General features: G+C 59.5%; 20 protein-coding genes. 14 read left to right on the top strand and 6 right to left on the bottom strand.

The features are described 5' to 3' along the window. Window positions 1-3: 3 nt before the first annotated feature. Together Q8M73_02050 and Q8M73_02045 are read right to left on the bottom strand one after the other, a co-directional pair. On the bottom strand, window positions 4-1158 hold the full coding sequence (locus Q8M73_02050) for a peptidoglycan bridge formation glycyltransferase FemA/FemB family protein (GenBank protein MDP2287334.1): 1155 nt from the start codon (window positions 1156-1158) through the stop codon (window positions 4-6). Then, complete coding sequence (locus tag Q8M73_02045) at window positions 1155-1940, bottom strand: exodeoxyribonuclease III (protein MDP2287333.1); 786 nt, start codon at window positions 1938-1940, stop codon at window positions 1155-1157. Before Q8M73_02045 ends, Q8M73_02050 begins: the two co-directional genes overlap by 4 nt. An 87-nt stretch (window positions 1941-2027) precedes the next feature. Between Q8M73_02045 and Q8M73_02040 the strand changes: the two genes are divergently transcribed. The 7 genes from Q8M73_02040 to Q8M73_02010 all read left to right on the top strand — a co-directional run bounded on the left by Q8M73_02040 (window position 2028) and on the right by Q8M73_02010 (window position 5185). Continuing rightward, window positions 2028-2564 carry a YbhB/YbcL family Raf kinase inhibitor-like protein gene (locus Q8M73_02040; protein ID MDP2287332.1) on the top strand — a complete coding sequence of 179 codons (537 nt, stop codon included), beginning with the start codon at window positions 2028-2030 and terminating at the stop codon, window positions 2562-2564. A 135-nt stretch (window positions 2565-2699) separates the two neighbouring features. After that, window positions 2700-2993, top strand: a complete 294-nt coding sequence (rpsF, locus tag Q8M73_02035) for a 30S ribosomal protein S6 (GenBank protein ID MDP2287331.1) — start codon at window positions 2700-2702, stop codon at window positions 2991-2993. Continuing rightward, window positions 2993-3472, top strand: a complete 480-nt coding sequence (locus Q8M73_02030; GenBank protein ID MDP2287330.1) for a single-stranded DNA-binding protein — start codon at window positions 2993-2995, stop codon at window positions 3470-3472. Before rpsF ends, Q8M73_02030 begins: the two co-directional genes overlap by 1 nt. Window positions 3473-3509: 37 nt before the next feature. Then, window positions 3510-3788 carry a 30S ribosomal protein S18 gene (gene rpsR / locus Q8M73_02025; protein MDP2287329.1) on the top strand — a complete coding sequence of 93 codons (279 nt, stop codon included), beginning with the start codon at window positions 3510-3512 and terminating at the stop codon, window positions 3786-3788. 9 nt (window positions 3789-3797) lie between these two features. Then, the gene (gene rplI / locus Q8M73_02020; protein ID MDP2287328.1) at window positions 3798-4244 is read left to right on the top strand and encodes a 50S ribosomal protein L9; all 447 of its coding nucleotides are present in this window, start codon (window positions 3798-3800) and stop codon (window positions 4242-4244) included. Window positions 4245-4367: 123 nt separating this feature from the next. Next, window positions 4368-4727, top strand: a complete 360-nt coding sequence (locus Q8M73_02015; GenBank protein ID MDP2287327.1) for a DUF805 domain-containing protein — start codon at window positions 4368-4370, stop codon at window positions 4725-4727. Window positions 4728-4765: 38 nt separating this feature from the next. Next, window positions 4766-5185, top strand: coding sequence for a DUF805 domain-containing protein (locus Q8M73_02010; protein ID MDP2287326.1), 420 nt, complete (start codon window positions 4766-4768; stop codon window positions 5183-5185). A 64-nt stretch (window positions 5186-5249) separates the two neighbouring features. Here the strand turns inward: Q8M73_02010 and Q8M73_02005 are convergent, their stop codons facing one another. Both Q8M73_02005 and Q8M73_02000 read right to left on the bottom strand, forming a co-directional pair. Beyond that, window positions 5250-5663, bottom strand: a complete 414-nt coding sequence (locus Q8M73_02005; protein MDP2287325.1) for an NINE protein — start codon at window positions 5661-5663, stop codon at window positions 5250-5252. 9 nt (window positions 5664-5672) lie between these two features. Beyond that, a complete protein-coding gene (locus Q8M73_02000; GenBank protein ID MDP2287324.1) occupies window positions 5673-6185 on the bottom strand; it encodes a low molecular weight protein-tyrosine-phosphatase in 513 nt (170 codons plus the stop codon). A gap of 286 nt (window positions 6186-6471) precedes the next feature. On the opposite strand from Q8M73_02000, the gene dnaB reads away from it, so the two are divergent. The 4 genes from dnaB to Q8M73_01980 are packed head-to-tail and all read left to right on the top strand — an operon-like array spanning window position 6472 to window position 11905. Then, window positions 6472-7818, top strand: coding sequence for a replicative DNA helicase (dnaB, locus tag Q8M73_01995; protein MDP2287323.1), 1347 nt, complete (start codon window positions 6472-6474; stop codon window positions 7816-7818). Between the two features lie 35 nt (window positions 7819-7853). Further along, complete coding sequence (locus Q8M73_01990) at window positions 7854-8519, top strand: CoA pyrophosphatase (protein MDP2287322.1); 666 nt, start codon at window positions 7854-7856, stop codon at window positions 8517-8519. Between the two features lie 43 nt (window positions 8520-8562). After that, the gene (locus Q8M73_01985; GenBank protein MDP2287321.1) at window positions 8563-11040 is read left to right on the top strand and encodes an MMPL family transporter; all 2478 of its coding nucleotides are present in this window, start codon (window positions 8563-8565) and stop codon (window positions 11038-11040) included. 55 nt (window positions 11041-11095) lie between these two features. Beyond that, entirely contained in the window at window positions 11096-11905 is an 810-nt protein-coding gene (locus Q8M73_01980; GenBank protein ID MDP2287320.1) for a thioesterase family protein, read from the top strand. Here Q8M73_01980 and Q8M73_01975 read toward each other — a convergent pair. Continuing rightward, a complete protein-coding gene (locus Q8M73_01975; protein MDP2287319.1) occupies window positions 11902-12096 on the bottom strand; it encodes a heavy metal-associated domain-containing protein in 195 nt (64 codons plus the stop codon). The two genes, Q8M73_01980 and Q8M73_01975, sit on opposite strands and share 4 nt — an antisense overlap. An 85-nt stretch (window positions 12097-12181) precedes the next feature. Here Q8M73_01975 and Q8M73_01970 point away from each other — a divergent pair, with 85 nt between their 5' ends. The 3 genes from Q8M73_01970 to Q8M73_01960 are packed head-to-tail and all read left to right on the top strand — an operon-like array spanning window position 12182 to window position 17620. Further along, window positions 12182-15886: a putative Ig domain-containing protein gene (locus Q8M73_01970; GenBank protein ID MDP2287318.1), complete on the top strand. Its 3705-nt coding sequence runs from the start codon at window positions 12182-12184 to the stop codon at window positions 15884-15886. Between the two features lie 56 nt (window positions 15887-15942). After that, window positions 15943-16656: an alpha/beta fold hydrolase gene (locus Q8M73_01965; GenBank protein ID MDP2287317.1), complete on the top strand. Its 714-nt coding sequence runs from the start codon at window positions 15943-15945 to the stop codon at window positions 16654-16656. A gap of 46 nt (window positions 16657-16702) precedes the next feature. Beyond that, window positions 16703-17620: an enoyl-CoA hydratase gene (locus tag Q8M73_01960; GenBank protein ID MDP2287316.1), complete on the top strand. Its 918-nt coding sequence runs from the start codon at window positions 16703-16705 to the stop codon at window positions 17618-17620. A gap of 31 nt (window positions 17621-17651) precedes the next feature. On the opposite strand, the gene Q8M73_01955 is transcribed toward Q8M73_01960, so the two are convergent. Next, entirely contained in the window at window positions 17652-18422 is a 771-nt protein-coding gene (locus Q8M73_01955; GenBank protein ID MDP2287315.1) for a GntR family transcriptional regulator, read from the bottom strand. Between the last annotated feature and the right edge of the window lie 46 nt (window positions 18423-18468).

Genomic DNA, 18468 nt, shown 5'->3' with positions numbered 1-18468 from the left:
AGGTCAGCTCCTCCGGGACTGGTACAGCGCGTACGCCTTCGCCCAGCTGGCTCGCAAGATGAAATCCCATTCGCCAACGTACTCCTGGGCGTAGCCGCCGGAGCCGACTTTGAACTGCACCAATCCGAACAGATGGTCATCAGGATTGAGAGTGTCGGCGATGCCACGCAGATCGTAGATCGTGCAACCGGCTTCGTGCGCGCGCGTGATCATCGCCCACTGCAATGCATTGGATGGCCGCACGTCACGATCGGCCGTAGTCGAGGCCCCGTACGAGTACCAAGCGTGGTCACCGACCTGCACCATCAGGGTTGCTGCGGCGAGATGACCCTCGAAATGCGCAAGATGCAAACTCAGACGCGAGGACTGCTGGGAATTCAGTTCATCCCACATCCGCTCGAAATACGACAGGGCACGAGGTGTGAAGTGATCGCGCTTGGCCGTCTCGACGTACACCTCGTGGAAGGCGGCCAGGTCAGAGCGCTCGCCCAGCGAAATCTGCACACCGAGCTTCTCGGCCTTACGCACATTGCGTCGCCAGAGTTGATTGAACCCAGCAAAGACCTCATCGAGGGTTCGCCCGCCGAGTTGCACTTGGAATACATAGCGAGGTTGGACATCTCCGAAGCCAGCGCCGACGTTCTCCTCTTGGCGCCATCCGCGCGATTCCAATCGTTCGGCCAGGTGCAGGGCAAGGATTGAGTGCCAATCGGCAACCACATCGTGCAAGTGCGCCGGCGGCGAACTGTCAGGTTCACGCCATTGGGCCATTGCCGACTTGATGGTCTCTGACTCCCAGCGCCGGGTTGGCACGGGCGGACCCATCTTCACCTGAAATGCGCCACTGGCCTTGAGATGAGCGAGCAGGGGTGTCAGCCAAGCGCTGATGTCGTACTGCGGAAACCGCGAGTGCAACCAGTCAATGTCAGGGCCTTCGGGCAGATAGGCCAGGGACCGTTGGGGCAACTTGGGAATTGGACGGAAAAGCACAAGCCCGGCGCCGACAAGCTCTGAACCTTCAAACCAGCCAATCGACTCCGAACGCCAGCCGACTTTGACCCGACCCCACTCTGGCAGCTGAAGAAAGGAGACTGACGGACGTGAAGCGATCCATTGGCGATGCTGGCTGGCGGAAATAGTGCGCACAACAGGGGTCATGGAAGATCCACGTCGACCACAACGGGTGCGTGATCGGATGCGCCCTTGCCCTTGCGTTCTTCGCGATCGATGTAGGCATCGCTCACGGCGTCTGCGAAGCGTTGGTTGGCGTAGATGAGGTCGATGCGCATCCCCCAGCCGCGACCAAATGACGCCTGCCTGTAGTCCCAGAAGGTGAAGGGTTCACCCTTCAATGCGCGCGGCATGACTTCAACAAGCCCAGCCGAGAGCACGTTGGCAAGGGCCTGTCGCTCACCTGGAGTCACATGTGTGCTGTTCTCGAACTTGGCGATATCCCAGACATCTGCATCGGTTGGGGCAACGTTGTAATCACCGATGATCGTGAACGGCCGCTGTGGAGAGGCCGCGAGTTCGGCCGCGGCCGTGTCCTTGAGGGCCGCAAACCACTGGAGCTTGTACGAGTAGTGCGGATGATCAGGCTCGCGTCCGTTGGGCACATAGACACTCCAGACGCGCACCCCGCCGCATGTAGCGCCAATAGCGCGCGGCTCGTCGACGTCCTCGTACTGGGGCTGACCAAGCAACCCTCGCTTGACGTCGTCAAGTCCGACTCGACTGAGCAAGGCGACACCATTCCAACGTCCAGTGCCAAGGGTGGCGACCTCGTAGCCCAGAGCCTGAATCGGTAGCAAGGGAAATGCCTCATCGGTGCACTTGAGTTCTTGGAGAGCAAGAACATCTGGCTTGTTGAGTTCAAGCCACGCCAGTACTCGATCCAGTCGTGCGCCAATGGAATTCACGTTCCAGGTCACAATTCGCACACCCGCAGCCTAGATGCACACCGCAGAGACCGTGATCGGCTTAGGCTCCAACGGACCGGAGATGAGTCCGGGAGAAGGAGGACTCCAATGAGCGGCAACGATCCCTTCTGGCGACTGCCTGAGGTCCCCAGTTTCACCCTGACAAGCGACAATGTGCAGGACGGGCAGCCGCTTGCAGATGCACACATGTCCGGAATCTTTGAAGTACCTGGCGGCTTGGACAGCAGCCCGCAGTTGTCGTGGTCTGGTGCTCCGGTTGAAACCAGGAGTTACGCAGTGACCATGTACGACCCAGATGCGCCCACCATGTCTGGCTTCTGGCATTGGGCAGTGGCGGGAATTCCTGCAGCGGTCACCTCCTTGCCCCAGGGAGCCGGAGATGAAGGTGGCATGGGCCTGCCCGCCACGGCCATAGTGCTGCGCAATGACGCTGGCTCGCCGCGATTTCTTGGAGCCGCGCCTCCATCGGGACACGGCTCGCATCGCTACTTCATCACCGTGCATGCGCTGGACACCCAGGACATCGGCATCGATGCCAGCAGCTCGCCGGCCCTGCTCGGCTTCAAGATGTCCTTCCACATCCTGGCCCGGGCAACGCTCATCGCCACAGCAGAGATTTCCTAATTCCCGCGAGGGCAGGTAATCTTCCGCAAGTCCTGCTGACCGACGGTGTGTGCTACCGGCAACTGGCAGGCACGCGAGAACCCTCCTGCCGCGGAATGTCCGTGGCCGTATTAGTCCAAAGGAGGTGGGATTCTTATGCGTCGTTATGAGGTCATGGTCATTCTTGATCCAGATCTGGAAGAAAAGACCGTAGCCCCCAGCTTGGAGACGTTCCTCAACGTCGTCCGCGCTGATGGTGGCGAGGTGCACAAGGTTGATGTGTGGGGTCGTCGTCGGATGGCCTACGAGATCAACCACAAGCCGGATGGCATCTACGCGGTGCTTGAAGTCACGGCCAACCCGTCCGCAGTTGCAGAGCTCGATCGTCAGCTCTCGCTGAACGAGGCCGTCATGCGTACCAAGGTGTTGCGTCCGGAGGAGGCCAAGTAATGGCCGCCGGGGACGTCGTAGTCACGGTTGTTGGCAATCTGACCAACGATCCTGAATTGCGTTTCACCCCAAGCGGCGCTGCTGTCGCTTCCTTCACCGTTGCCTCCAGCTCACGAGTGCTTGATCGCACAACCAATGAGTGGAAGGACGGCGAGACCGTCTTCATGCGTTGCAGTGTCTGGCGCCAGTACGCGGAGAACGTTGCCGAGTCACTGACCAAGGGCACACGTGTGATTGTGCAAGGCCGCTTGAAGCAGCGCTCCTATGAAACCCGCGAGGGTGAGAAGCGTCAGGTCATGGAGGTCGAGGTCGACGATGTCGGTCCCGCACTTCGCTACGCGACGGCCAAGGTCAATCGTGTTCAGCGTCAGGGTGGTGGATTCGATGGCGGCCAGAGTGCCGGCGGCGCAGCCCCAACTGATGACCCATGGGCCAGCAGCCCCTCAGGTGGCGCCGGTTTCGACGAGCCACCTTTCTAATCGACAATCTTCACTGACTTCACAGGAGTAACCAGACATGGCACCACGCGATAGAGATCGTGACAGTAAGCGCGGACCCGCGCGCGGCAAGGATGACAAGCTTCCTAAGCGCAAGGACTGCGTGTTCTGCAGAGGCGAGATCAAGGGTATTGATTACAAGGACACCAACTTGCTCCGCAAGTTCATTTCAGACCGCGGCAAGATCCGTGCTCGCCGAGTGACAGGCAACTGCACTCAGCATCAGCGCGATGTTGCGAATGCTGTCAAGAATGCCCGTGAGATGGCACTTCTTCCCTACACCTCAACAGCACGCTAAGGATCGATGATGAAACTGATACTGACGCAGGAAGTCGCCGGTCTTGGCATCGCTGGTGACATCGTCACGGTGAAGGACGGCTACGCGCGCAACTTCCTCATGCCACGCGGCCTGGGCATTGCCTGGACCCGCGGTGGGGAAAAGCAGGTGACGCAGATCAAGCGCGCCCGCAAGGTTCGCGAGATTCGCGACCTCGGACATGCCAATGAGGTCAAGCAGGAGCTCGAGTCCTTGAAGGTCACCTTGGCCGCCAAGGCCGGAGACACTGGGCGACTCTTCGGTTCGGTCACCACGGCAGACATTGCAGATGCAGTGAAGGCTGCTGGCGGTCCGGCAATCGAGAAGCGCAAGGTCACCTTGGCCGCACCCGTGAAGACCGTCGGCTCCTACAACGCAACAGTGCTCGTGCACGAAGGCGTGGTTGCGAAGCTGACCTTCGAGGTCATCGCCGGCTAGTACATGAACACAACAGAGGGGATGTTCCAATTGGAACGTCCCCTCTGTTGTGTTGTGTTGGCTTCACATCTGATTCAAATGCTGGCTACAGTTCGCTCGCAGAGGTAGTAACGGGGGGGCGAAATGTCGTTCGGTCAATCAGTTCAGTATTGCTTCAACAACTACGCCAACTTTGACGGCAGAGCCAGCCGCTCGCAGTTCTGGTGGTTCACGCTCTTCCTCATCCTGGTGAGCATCCCGTTGAGCATTCTGGACCGACTGATCTTTCGAGATTCCAACTTTGGCGTGCTTTCGGCAATCTGGTGGCTGGCCACCGTCGTGCCGCACTTGGCCGTTGGTAGCCGACGCCTGCACGACACCGCAAAGTCCGGCTGGCTGCAGTTGCTGATTCTGGTTTGTTGCATCGGCTACATCCCACTCATCATCTTCTGGGCACAGCCTGCTGTTCCCGGACCAAACCAGTACGGCGAGACAACCGTCTAGTTGCGCACTTCGGCATTCATTTCTATGAAGGAGAAGTCATGAGCTTTGGTCAATCAGTCAAGTACGTCTTGAGTCACTACGCCGATTTCAGCGGACGAGCCAGCCGCTCGGAGTTCTGGTGGTGGTACCTGTTCTACGCAATCGTGGTGGGTATCCCGTACATGATCGGCTACATCCTGCTGCTGGCGGGACAGCCAGCAGGGGACATGTACGGCAATGTGGATATGACCTTCCCAGCCGGGGCGATCATCTTCTACGTCATCGGCGGGCTGCTCTCGCTGGCACTGTTCATCCCATATCTGGCGGTGAGCTGCCGTCGTCTCCATGATCGGGGAATGTCAGGCTGGCTGAACCTGCTCCTCATCGTTCCTTGCGCAAACCTGGTGGTCTTCGTGTTCTGGTTGCTCGAGGGAACACCTGGGCCCAACGCCTACGGCGAAGGTCCTGCGCGCGGATAGCTGACGTACTTTTGATCAGTGGTCGCCAAGGGTCGAGTCGTTGGCCTGGCCCTTGGCGACCTGCTCAGGAATCCCAGTTGAGCACCAGTCGCTCTTCCTTGTCCTTGTAGGTGCCCACGGCAATCAGCACGACGTCGACCAGTGGCCAAATCCAACCGAAGATCCCGCAGGTGCAGATCGTGATCGCCAACTGGCCCAGCCCTATGCCTACCTTGCCGACAAAGAAGCTGTGCACCCCGAAACTGCCCAGGAAGATGGCGAACAGCAGCACAGCGAGGCGCGATTTGGGTGAGACCGGCGAACCATCGGGTGCCAAGAGCAACTTCGCCGAGGTGGCAATCGGCCGGTACGAGGCTGTCCAGTTGCCGCCATCCCAGTACTGCTCTTGATAGCTGCCATCGACTGCTCTGTACCAGCCGGGTGGGGCGGTGTACGGAGTACCTGAACCAGCGGATCCGTTGCCCTCAGAGATGCTCATGACCCGAGCCTAGGCTCTCTTGCCCTGCTGGAAGCCCGAGGCGAGTTGCTTGACCAGTCCATCGGCTGCCGACTCGATCATGTGCAGCACGCGAAGAAACTCGGCGTCGCCACCTCCATAAGGATCTGGCACCTCCAGTTCAGCGCTGGGCTCAGAGCTTCCCGAAAGCGCCGGATCAAAGGCTCGCATCATCCGAATCTCGGTGTCCAAGCCAGCGTGCTCGCGCATCTTTTGCAGATCCCGATAGTTGGCCCGGTCCATGGCCAGGATCAGATCAATGTCGGCAAACCAGCTTGCATCGATCTGCCGAGCCAGGTGGTCCAGCGGATAGCCATGTGCCGCCAAGGTGGCCAGCGCTCGCGGGTCAGCGGCCCCACCCAAGTGCCAATCCCCGGTTCCAGCGGAATCCACGGACACTGCATCCTGCAGCCCCGCGCGCGCAATTCGGTCGCGCAGGACGGCCTCTGCGATGGGTGAGCGACAGATGTTGCCAAGGCAAACCACGGTGATCCGATACGACACGCGGGAAGCGTATCCAGTGGCGGATGCTGCTCTCGGAATTATCTTTTATCCACAGGCAAATCAGGTCGATTATTGGCGATCAAGGAGGGAAGCTCGTCGAAATTTTCTGCTTTGTCCCCAAGTCATCCACAGCAATGCACCGGGACTCGCCGAACTCGTCAACAGGCTTTGCACAGCGCTATCAACAGGACAAATAGACAGGCTGGAACTGGCTCCATAGGTTTCACCAGCCCGGCTGTCACACCCCCGGCGTAGAACGAGTCCCAGAAACCAAGGAGGTCGGCCAATGAGCGTTACCGAACTGCCGATCCCGCAACTGGATCGCACGCCGCCGCAGGATATTGCCGCCGAGCAGTCGGTTCTTGGAGCCATGCTCCTGAGCAAGGACGCCATCGCCGACGTTGTCGAATCCATCCGCGAAACCGACTTCTATCGACCCGCGCACCAGACAGTCTTCAGCGTCATCCTTGACCTCTATGGTCGCGGCGAACCTGCCGATGCAGTCACCGTCTCCTCTGAGCTCACCAAGGCCGGCGAGCTCACCCGCATTGGCGGTGCCGCCTATCTGCACACCTTGGTCTCAATGGTGCCCACCGCGGCCAATGCTTCCTACTACGGGCGAATCGTTCGCGAGCAGGCCATCCTGCGCCGCTTGGTTGAGGCCGGCACCCGCATCGTGCACATGGGTTACACCGGAACAGGCGACGTCGACGACATGGTTGATCGCGCCCAAGCAGAGGTCTATGAAGTCACCGAGCGTCGCACCAGCGAGGACTATCTGCCGCTGAAAGACATCATGGGTGATGCACTGAACGAGATTGAGGCGATCTCAAACCGTGGTGGCCAGATGGTTGGCGTGCCAACGGGATTCGCCGACCTGGATTCACTCACCAATGGTCTACACGCTGGTCAGTTGATCATCCTGGCCGCTCGGCCGGCCATTGGTAAGTCCACCTTTGGTCTTGACATCTGCCGCGCTGCTTCGATCAAGCATGGGCTGACCTCGGTGATCTTCTCCCTCGAAATGAGTCGCAACGAGATCGTGATGCGCTTGCTGTCTGCGGAAGCGCAGGTGCCCTTGCACCATATGCGCGCAGGCACCATGAGTGACAGCGACTGGGGCAAGATGGCGACAAAGATGGGCACGGTCAGTGATGCACCGTTGTTCATCGACGATTCGCCGAACATGACCTTGATGGAGATTCGCGCCAAGTGCCGTCGACTCAAGCAGCGCCATGATCTTCGCCTCGTGGTCGTTGACTACTTGCAGTTGATGACCAGTGGCAAGCGCGTGGAGAGTCGTCAGCAGGAGGTTTCTGAATTCTCACGATCCTTGAAGCTGCTTGCCAAAGAACTTGAAGTGCCAGTGATCGCCATCAGTCAGTTGAACCGTGGACCTGAACAACGCACTGACAAGAAGCCGATGCTTGCTGACCTTCGTGAATCCGGCTCCTTGGAGCAAGACGCAGACATGGTCATCCTGCTCAGTCGTGAGGATGCATATGAGCGCGAGTCCCCGCGAGCGGGCGAGGCGGATTTCATTGTGGCAAAACACCGAAACGGACCTACAGCAACTGTCACCGTGGCCTTCCAAGGTCACTACTCGCGATTCGTCGACATGGCGCAGACCTGATGCAAGCGCAGCCTTGATCCTGCACAGTCCATCTTGTGAGTGAACCCGATTTCACCATAGCTGCGGTGAGGCGTGCGTGCGCCTTGCTGCCCGCACCCCTACCTCCGCAGTACTACTTCTGGGACCCACCTGAGGTGAAGCCGTCTTCGCTGATCGTTCCAATCATTGAAGTCGAAGGCGAATCGGCATTGATTCTCACCAAACGTGCCCTGGAGATGCGCAATCACGCTGGCGATTGGGTCTTTCCTGGCGGTCGCATTGACCCATTGGTGGATGCGGATTCTCAAGTGGCTGCCCTGCGCGAATTGCAAGAGGAGTTGGGGCCAGACCCGCAGCACGTCACCGTGATTGGCGCTCTGGATTCACGCGGGCCCATCATGAGTGGTCATGTGATCGACGTCTTTGTCGGATTGATCGACGAGGCTGCGTTGATACGGCCGGATCCAACTGAAGTTTCCGATGTCGCGATAGTGCCGCTGCGCGAGTTTGCCACCGAAGGAAGTCATTTCACTTCTAGTGAGGTGCCCGGCGGATATCAGCGCTCGGCAGACGTTGCGCGCCGTCGCGTTGGTCCCCTTGAGATGCATTTCTTCAACTTCGGAGACGATCAATTCGTCTGGGGAACTCAGGGGGAGATCATCTGGGACCTGCTTGCTTGCGTCCTTGGTGATCGCCCCACGATCGCTCAAATCCGTTCGTGAACTCTCGCTAGGCTGTCGCACTTCCGGCAGAGAGGGATCGAACGTGAGCCGCTGGGCCATTCGTCATCCGCTCGTTGCACTCATCGTCTGGTTCGGGCTGCTGATCGCCCTTGTCGGTGGGGCGCTTGCCCTTGGCGACAAGTACAACAACAGTTTCGCCTTGCCGGGGGCGCAGTCAACGCGAGCTCAGGAACTACTTGAGGCACTCCCAGCGGCGAATGCACAGAACACCAGCTTCCAGGTCGTGTGGGCACCGGCCACAGGCAAGGCAACTGATGCAGCAGTGAAGTCCGAGATCCAGCCTCTGCTCAAGAAATTGAGCGAGCGGTCCTCTGTCACCTGTGTGATTGGCCCGTACCAAGAGAACTTCGGACGAGATTGCCCCAAGCCGGCACCTGCAAATGTGACCGCGGCGCTGACAACGGCGGCAAACGAGAAGATCGCACAGGCGCTCGGCATCAGCTCGGCGGAACTGACCAAGCTGATGAAGGCGCTGCCAGCGATCTACCCCTTGGCCAAGGCCAATGGAGAGGACCTCGCTGACATCGCCACGGTTCTGGCTTGGCTCGCGCACGCCGATGAAAAGGACTGGGCGGCAATCGCCAAGAAGATTCCCAATGATGTCGCCAAACTGCGCAGCGCGGTTGACGCTGGCAGGGCGAAGTTTGAGGAGTACACGTCTGCTGCGCAGGCCGCGGCCGACGCGACCAGCCCGGTGTCCAAGGACCGCACTGTCGCCTATGCCACCGTCAATATCGACGACCCTGCTCTCAGCGCGATCGATGCCACCCACATCTCCAACATGATCAAGGACGCAAACTCCTCGACATTGACCGTGGGCGCCAATGGTCAAGCACTCGCTGCTGCAGGTGGTGGCGCCGATTCAAGTGAAGCTGTCGGTTTGCTCGTGGCGATCATCATTTTGCTGATCGCCTTCGGATCGCTTGTCGCCGCCGGACTGCCGATCATCGTTGCGATCACTGGACTTGTCGGCGGGCAGCTCCTGATCATCATCATCAGCAATTTCATGGACGTGGCGTCCTTCGCGCCGACTTTGGCGGCCATGATCGGTCTTGGTGTCGGAATCGACTATTCGCTGTTCATCATGAATCGATATCGGCAAGGTCTCGCTGATCTTGCGCCAAAGGATGCCGCTCTTCGCGCTGTGAACACCGCTGGCCGGGCTGTGCTATTCGCAGGATGCACGGTCATCGTTGCGTTGCTGGGCATGTTCGTGCTGAACATCAACTTCTTCAATGGCCTCTCGATGGCAGCAGCAGTCACGGTCCTGATGGTGATGCTGTCTGCGCTGTTGATGCTCCCCGCGCTGCTCTCATTGCTTGGCACAAAAGCGCTCGCAATCAAGATGCCCTGGGCTCGCCATCACAAGGAGATCGATCCGGACGACAGCAAGTGGTCCGCATTCGGATTGCTCCTGCAGAAGAAGCCGTTGATCCCAGTCGTGTTGTCGGTAGTTGTCATCGGCGCACTGGCTTCGCCAGCACTGACGATGGAACTCGGGTTTCCTGACAACGGAACTCAAGCCCCGGGCACTCCGCTGCGCAATGGCTTTGATTTGCTCAGCAAGGGCTATGGCCCAGGAGTTGCTGGACCATTCTTTGTTGCTGTCGAACTCAAGCAACCACGTGACATGGATGAGTTGGCGACTGTGGTCAAGGCACTTGAGAAGACTGAAGGTGTTGCCAGCACCCTTCCCAATTCCAAGATGCTGATCCTGCTTGATGGCAGCAAGACCGCCTTTGATGCAAAGGGCACTTTGACATCAGTTCTCGTGCAGCCCACGACCTCACCCCAAGATGAGGCCACGGCCGCGACACTCGCCCGTATTCGTGACGTCACGGCCCCTGCTGTTGCTTCAAGCGCGACGCTGTACGTGGGTGGAACTCAGGCAATCTCCACGGACTTCACTGCGCAATTGCAGAAGATGCTGCCGATCTTCCTGCTTCTCGTCGTGGGACTTGGCTTCCTTGCGTTGATGATGCTGTTCCACTCCTTGGTCATTCCGCTGACTGCTGCCGTCACCAGTCTCATGAGTTTTGCGGGCGCCTTGGGCATCACGGTTGCAGTCTTCCAACACGGCACTGCGGCCTCGCTCTTGGATGTCACCGGAACAGGGCCGATCTTGCCCTTCCTTCCCATCATGGTCTTTGCGATCCTGTTCGGACTCTCGATGGACTATCAGGTATTCCTCGTCACGCGTATGCAAGAGGAGTGGCATAAGTCCGGAGACAACCGCATTGCCGTGCGCAGAGGCTTGGCCGGTTCGGGCAAGGTGGTGGTGATTGCTGCCACGATCATGACCAGCGTCTTCTTGTCCTTCGTCCCGACACCAAACGACACCATCAAACTCTTTGGCGTCGCATTGGCGTCAGCTGTGATCATCGACGCCTTCTTGGTGCGGTTGATTCTGGTTCCTTCTTTGATGACCATATTTGGCAAGGCAAACTGGTGGCTGCCCAAATGGTTGAGCAAAGTGCTGCCGAAGATCACGCTCGACTGACCCTCTTGAAGATTTCGGCGGCAGCTCTGTGCCGGCTCAAGTAGGGTCCACCAATATGGCCGAACATGATTTTCAGAAGGTCCTCGCTGTTTCACAGGTCGGCGAATCAGAATTCAGCGCCACGCCTGTAGGTGATGGTGGCCATCTGTATGGCGGCCATTCGCTCGGCCTGGCATTTCATGCCGCGAGCAAGACCGTCAGTCCTGAATTGTGGCCTCAGTCACTGCATGCGAACTTCATTGATGCTGGTACCGCAGGCTCGCAAATGCGCCTCGATGTTCAGTCCCTGCGCGACAGTCGCGCATTTGCCGTTCGTCAGATCACGGCAACGCAGGGCGAGTCCACGCCTTTGCTGATGCAGGCCTCGTTCCACTCTGGAGAGACTGGGCCGGACTGGCATTCGGAGGAACCCTTCAATGTGCCTGACCCTGAGTCCCTTGAATCCCATGAGACAAGCCTGTTCAACATGGATCCGATGGATGTCCGCCCACTGAATGGTCCAGCCAAGCGTGACAAGGACCAGATGGTGACGGTCGTGCACCCCTTCTGGGTGCGCCCTCGCGTGCAGTTGCCAGATGATCGGATGCTGCACGCGGCAGTCGTGGCGTTTCTGTCCGACTATCTCGTGGTCAGCACCGCTCAAGCCCCTTCGGCGAAGATCCCGATGGGCAGTCGAGTGGTGACGATGGAACACGGTCTTTGGTTTCTACGCCCTGTTGATGCCAATGACTGGATGTTGTTCACAGCAGAGCCGCTGTCGGTGTACCACGGTCGCGGCTTGAGTCGAGGAAGTGTCTTCAATCGGGAGGGTTTGCTCGTAGCAACATTCGTGCAAGAAGTGCTCACGCGCTTGCCGCGCGCCTAGGCGCTCAGCGAGTAGCCGGCCTCGCGTACTGCATCGGCGAGCGCTGCAGCAGAAACCTCACCATGAACTTCCGCGCTTGCGCTGTCGAGGTCTACTCGCACCCCAGTCACGCCATCGACTGATTCGATTGCCTCAGTCACATGGCGAACGCAGTTTGCGCAGGTCATGCCGGTGATTGCGTAGGTCTTCATGCATGGATTCTTGCACGCGGGGCTTTGTCGTCGCCGGTGCCTGACGCCCCCTAGAGTCTTGCCAACTCATTGAGACGGGGATGTCATGGCTGATCAGTTCAAAGGGATTCGACTCAGCCTGGTTGCCGTATCTTCGGCGCTTGCCTTGCTGGCCGCCAGTCTCATCGTGCCGCTATCTGCGGCGCAGGCCGCTGGCTCCGTGACGCCAGGACTGGGTGCAGCGGTTGGTGGGGTGACAACCAAGGTAACTGTGCTTGGCAGTGGCTTCACCTCGGCTTCCAAAGTTGGCTTCACCTCTTGTACTTTGCCTGGAGCCCCAACTCCGGCGACAACCTTTGTGTCGAGTTCACAGCTCATAGCGATGGTGCCGAGTTTCGCTGACAAAGCCTCGTGCCAGGTCCAGGTGAACACGGGTGGGTCATCGACGATCGTGGGCAACTATGGCTGGACAGCAACGAGCGTTGCGTTTGTCACAGCAACGGGAATCGCGCCTTCGATCCTTCCCACTGAAGGCGGCGGCTACTTCCTGTTCACGGCCTCAGTCGCCAATCCGACCGCTGGCATTGGCGACACCACGTTGGCTGGACTCACCTCGGTCAGCCTCAATTGCCCAGCGACTGCCGGCGGCAATGTCAGCGTGCCTGCCACGGCTGTGGTGAAGCCCAACGGTTTGCAGATGACGGTCACTCCAGGATCATTTGCGAAGGTGACTGCAGGTGCTTGCCCAGTGTCGGTCACCTTGGCCTCTGGCAATGTGATCACGACGAACACTCCGAACGCTCCCGGCGTGTGGGCGCAGCCAAACGTCCCGGCGATCTCGTTGAGCACGTATCACGGCGCTGAGAATCAAGTTGCCGGTTCCCTTCAGAAGATCACTGTCTCGGCCACCAGCTCCTTGGCGGGGGCCACTGGGGTGTCCTTCAACTACTGCCCAGCCACCAATCCTCAGGGCACCTACCCGGCAGCCTTGGTCCAGCCAGCGGCTGATCCCACGCAGTTGTCCGTCACTGTTCCGGCAGGGGTCCCAGCTGGCGAGTGCTCAGTGGTCATTGGCATGCCTGCCGCAGGAAGCAGACTGGCTGGATACTCAGTGGCGAGCGTGCCGGCCGCAGTGCCCAGCGTGCCGCCCACCTCTGGCTTCACTTTTGATCCCCCGTACCAGGGACCTATCACGGTGACCATCACCAATCCACACACCGCGGGGGTGCCAAGAACAGGAGTGAGCGACAAGTCGCTCTATATCTCGGTGCTGGGTGATCCCACAGGAGGCGGAACCGTCACCAGCGGCTCGCCGAACCTGTTCCCAGGTATTACCCCTGCAAAGCTGGTCTCGGCTCCCTTCACTTCCATGTCGGGATACGACAGCGTCAAGCACACCGCGACTCTCACGCTGAACCCGCCGGTCAAGAGCGGAAACCTCTATTTCTCCAACCAGAGTCTGACTGGATCCCCACCTGATCCAACGGGATCGCTCGCGCGATACGGCTTTGTTGAGTTCACCTACAACTCAAGTGGACTGGACGTGGACCTCACCCTGATCGATCAGATCGGCTTCACCTTGAGTTCAACACTGCTGGACAAGAACTCTGCAGTCATCTCCGGCACGTATCGCGATACCGGGTGCCTGGTGAATATCGTCAATGCGCTGTCCAAGACCGGCCTCAATCTCAATGCCACCACCGCGAGCACACCCGGCGTGATGCGCTACAACACCACGAGCCCCCAGGCAACCCCTGCTGTCGGCACTTGGGCTTCGTCACAACTTGCTGGAAACAGCACCTGGGCAGGAATTGTCGGAGCCGCAAAGCTTCCAGGGAGATACCCCAAAGTGACCGATTACGTGAACTCGGTCAAGGGTCCATTGACGGTCCGCGATCAACTCGGAGACAAGCTCTATGGCGGGCAGTTCAACTACACCGCAAGCTTGTCTGGCGGAATCTGGACTCTGACCGGCAACCTGGCGGGAGGCACCAAACAGGGCCCCAAACTGCTGATCGAGCAGGCTGGAATCTCTGGCGCGGGCACGCAGGGTGGCACGGGCTTCGGTGTGTATGGACAGGACGGTCCCTTCCTTGCCTACCTGCCCACCGGCACTCCCACAGCCCCGACGTATGGACCGGCACTGAGCTGGGCAGCCGATGGTGGGGTGCCTGTCGCCTGGGCAAATGCAGTGAAGACCATCTACCGCGACTTCATAGCCGCGTTCGCCTACGGCTACTGGGACACCACTGAATTCGCCGACTCCACGGACACCGGTGCAAGTGGCCAGAACTTCACCCGCAATCCGCTGGATGCTGCCTACGCCAATGCCCAGGGCAGTTACGGCACCCCGAGCAACCCAACACAGTACGCATGGAACGTGTATGACGAGGTCATCCGTTCGCATTCCAATATCGACGGTGGCGGATCGCCAAAGCCCTCCGGGGCCTATGGCATGGCTTACTCGGACACTTTCGTTCCCTCAGATCTCTCGCCGAACCAATCACAGGAATTCGCCTATGGCTGGAATCTGACTCTTGGCGACCCGGCAAGTTGCAGTGATCAGCAAGCGTCCCTGGCACCAGCTCGACAGCTTGTCCGGCTCAATGTCGGTCAGAAAGTTGTACCTGTGCAAGCAGGCCTGTTGGCAACTGCCAGTAATGACTTCCTGGAGTACAGCGCAAAGGGCTTCTCGAGCCCAGTGAAGTACTCACTGACCAAACCTGACGGTTCGCCAGCTGTGCTGCCCAAGGGCCTGAGCTTCAGTCGCGCAACAGGCGTCATCTCCGGCTCGTCTTCAGTGAATGCCGCGGCGCAGAACTATCAGGTCACTGCAAGTGACGGGCGCTCGACTGCAAATTCGCTCGTCACCGTGCAGGTGGGCAGCGCAAGTCTGAAGCCGGTCGCGCAGACAGCCATTGGTCACCTGGGTGTGGCGATAGCGCCGACCAGCACCTTTGAAACTGCTGGCTTTTCCAGCAAGCCGAGCTTCACCATTGCACCGACATTGCCTGCAGGGCTGCGGCTTGATGCCCGCACCGGAGTTGTCTCCGGCACTCCAACGCAGACCAGTGCACAGCGGGCGTACGCCATCACCGCCGTCGATGGATCGGTGAAGGCCCAGTCGTCGTTGAGTCTGGAAGTTCTGCCGGCGTGGGCCATTGCCCCCAGTCAGCAGACCGTGCTGGCCAAGGTCGGCACCCCGATCACTCCAACATCGCCCTTCACGGTCACCGGCTTTGTCAGTGCGCCAACGTATTCGATTTCTCCTGCTCTGCCACTTGGATTGACCATCGATCCGGCAAGCGGCGTCGTCTCGGGCACGCCATCGCAAGCGCTGTCGACAACGACCTTCAAGATCACCGGGCAAGGCCGCACGGGTTCATCGACCTCCGCCTTGACCCTGACCGTCGCGCAGCTTGTGCAGGGCATCAACCCGACAAAGCAATTCCTGACGGGTTCAACAGGTGTCTACCAATCATCAGTGCCGCTTCGACCGACGGGATTCTCGGGCCCGATGACCTACGCATTGGCTCCGGCAGCGGTACCCGCGGGAATGTGGTTCAACTCCACCACAGGCGTCATGTCTGGGACGCCGACGCAGAACTGGAACACGGTGTACACGGTCACTGGCAGTGACGGACGCAATTCGGCGTCAGTGACGATCAGTCTGGTGATCGCCCCATCGGTGAGTCCGACCCCAACAGTGGCCCCGACTCGGGCGCCATCGGCAAGCCCGACCCCCATCCCCACCTGCCCGCCTGGTTCCTTCTGGCTGCCCAGCGCGGGGCTGTGCGTGGTAATCAACTAGTCGCGCCGCAGTCCGAAGTCGTGCTTTGAACCGAGCCGGTAGGTAGGGTCGCTCATGTGCGCACATTCCTGCTGATCCACGGTGCGTGGCACGGCGGATGGTGCTGGAAACCGCTCGCCCAACTCCTGGAAGCTGCGGGCTACGCCTCGGAGATCATCGAGCTCCCCGGCGACCAGCCAGGACGCTTCATCGGCGACGATGCCGCTATTGCATTCGAAGCGATTGGTCGCATCGATAGTGATGTCATCGTTGTAGGGCATTCCTTGGCGGGACTCGTCGCTCCCTTTGTAGCCTCACATCCGCGTGCTTGCGGCCTGGTGATGCTCGCCGCCCTGCTGCCTGAATTCGATGTCAGTGCGGCTCAACAACGCGATCTGCACCCCGAGATCTACACAGAGGCCTACCGATCGGCCGAATTGATTCGCCATGAGGATGGCAGCACCGAAGTGCCGCCTGAAGTGGGCATCGATCTGATGTTCAACACCTGCACGCCGGAAATGGCCGAATTGGCAGCCAGCCGCCTGCGTCGGCAGTACTGGGAAACCTTTGGTGAGCCCTCGCCCGTGTGGTCCTGGCCTGATGTTCCCACGCTCATCGTGGGGTGCACCCAAGATCGGCTCACCTCCTGTGAGCCCATGCGGGAGGCAGCGCAGCGAATCCAGGGGGCGGAGTATCTGGAGCTCGACTGTGACCACACGCCCATGCTCTCGGCGCCGGAATCTCTTGCGGATTTGCTCATAACCTTTGCGGACCGCAGCGACTTGCTCTAATTTCGCACAAGCACTCTCCCCCTGAGTTCAAAAGACTGGAGCAGCCATGGCTGACTACAAGTACGTGACCTACGAGACCTTCGATGACGGGCGTATCGCGCGCATCATGCTGAATCGGCTCAAGACCCGCAATGCGCAGAACCGTGGGCTCTTGGTGGAACTCGATGATGCCTTCTTGAAGGCCGAGGCCGATGATCAGGTGCGCGTGGTCATTCTGGGCGGTGTCGGACCGCTGTTCTCCTCAGGCCACGACCTTGGCTCAGAAGAGGCCATTGCCGAGCGGACCCCTGGTCCAACGCAGCACCCCTCAACCTTGATCAATGGCGGCACGCGCGTAGGTGCGGAGAACCGCATGCTGCAGGAGTGGCACTACTTCTTCCAGAACACCCTGCGCTGGCGCAATCTGCGCAAGATCACCATCGCCCAGGTTCAAGGCACCACCTTTGCAGCGGGACTGATGCTGGTGTGGGCCTGCGACCTGATCGTGGCCGCAGATGATGCCAAGTTCGCTGACGTCGTCGGTGCTCGTCTGGGCATGTGTGGCGTGGAGTACTTCGGCCATCCTTGGGAGTTCGGCCCGCGCCGCGCCAAGGAACTCTTGCTCACCGGTGACTCCGTTGATGCCAAGGAAGCCTTCGATCTGGGGATGGTCAGCAAGATCTTCCCCCGCGACGAGCTTGAGGATTCGACGCTGGCCTACGCTCGCCGGATCGCAGAGCTGCCAACGATGGCTGCCCTGCTGATCAAGGAGTCGGTCAACCAGACGGTCGACAACATGGGCTTCTACAACTCCCTGCAGGCTTGTTTCACCCTGCACCAGTTGAATCACTCGCACTGGGCCGAGATTCATGACGGCTACCCGGCTGGTCTGCCAGAAGACGGCACACCGGATTGGCGTTCAGCACCCAAGGTGATGCCGCGTCAGGTCAATGTCGCAGACCCGCACGCAATGATTGAGGCGTAGCAGTTCCAGAGCAATAACGGTGGTCTTCGCCCTAGGCGAAGGCCACCGTTGCATCAATAAGGGTTCGGCGCTGGTGCGCCTGTTGCACCTTGGCTTCAAGCATCAGCATCTGCTTCATCCAGTAGTCAGCGGCTTCATCGCCTCGACCATCGGCCACGAGATTCATCGCCTTGATGATGGTCTTCTTCCAGTTCGGATTTCTCGAATCGGCGTCCTCTTGCACCAACGCATCCAAGAGCTCGTGTCGTACAACTTCAGTCAGGGTTCCGTACATCAGCTGCAAGGTCTTGTTGCCTGCGAAGTTGAACAATTCCAGATAAAAGCGTGACCAGATATCCATGCGTTGCCGCGCATCAATACCGGGGACGAGTTCATCGATGATGAGCATCAGTGCCTGGGCTGCTTCTTCACGGTTCTCGCGACGGGCCAGCAGGCGAAGTGCCAGAGGCTCGAACATTGATCGAGCCTCGAAGACGTCGCTGAGCATGACCTCGTCAAACTGCATGAGCAGACCCAGGTAGCGAGCAGCAACCGAGACATCTGGTCGAGTCGCTCGGGCTCCGCCTCGAGATCCACGACGTACCGTGATGAGTTTCTCGGATTCCAGAATGCGGAAGGCCTCACGCAAGGACGGGCGGGAGACACCAAAGTGCACCATGAGCTCAGCTTCGCTTGGCAGGGCAGCGCCCTCAGCGATCTCGCCGCGCACGATCTGGTTGCGGATTGCCTGCGCCACCACCTCTGCGGTCTTTGGCACGTGGACCGGCTCAGCGGGGCTCAGCGGTGGCACGGGAGTCGTCATCCCTAGCCTCCTGTTCTTCCGGCTTGACGCCAGATCGGCGAATGCT

The organism is Actinomycetota bacterium (assembly GCA_030684515.1).
Classification (GTDB): domain Bacteria; phylum Actinomycetota; class Actinomycetes; order S36-B12; family S36-B12; genus UBA11398.
The sequence above is the reverse complement of the archived record's forward strand: the minus strand, read 5'-3'. Positions and strand labels throughout refer to the sequence as shown.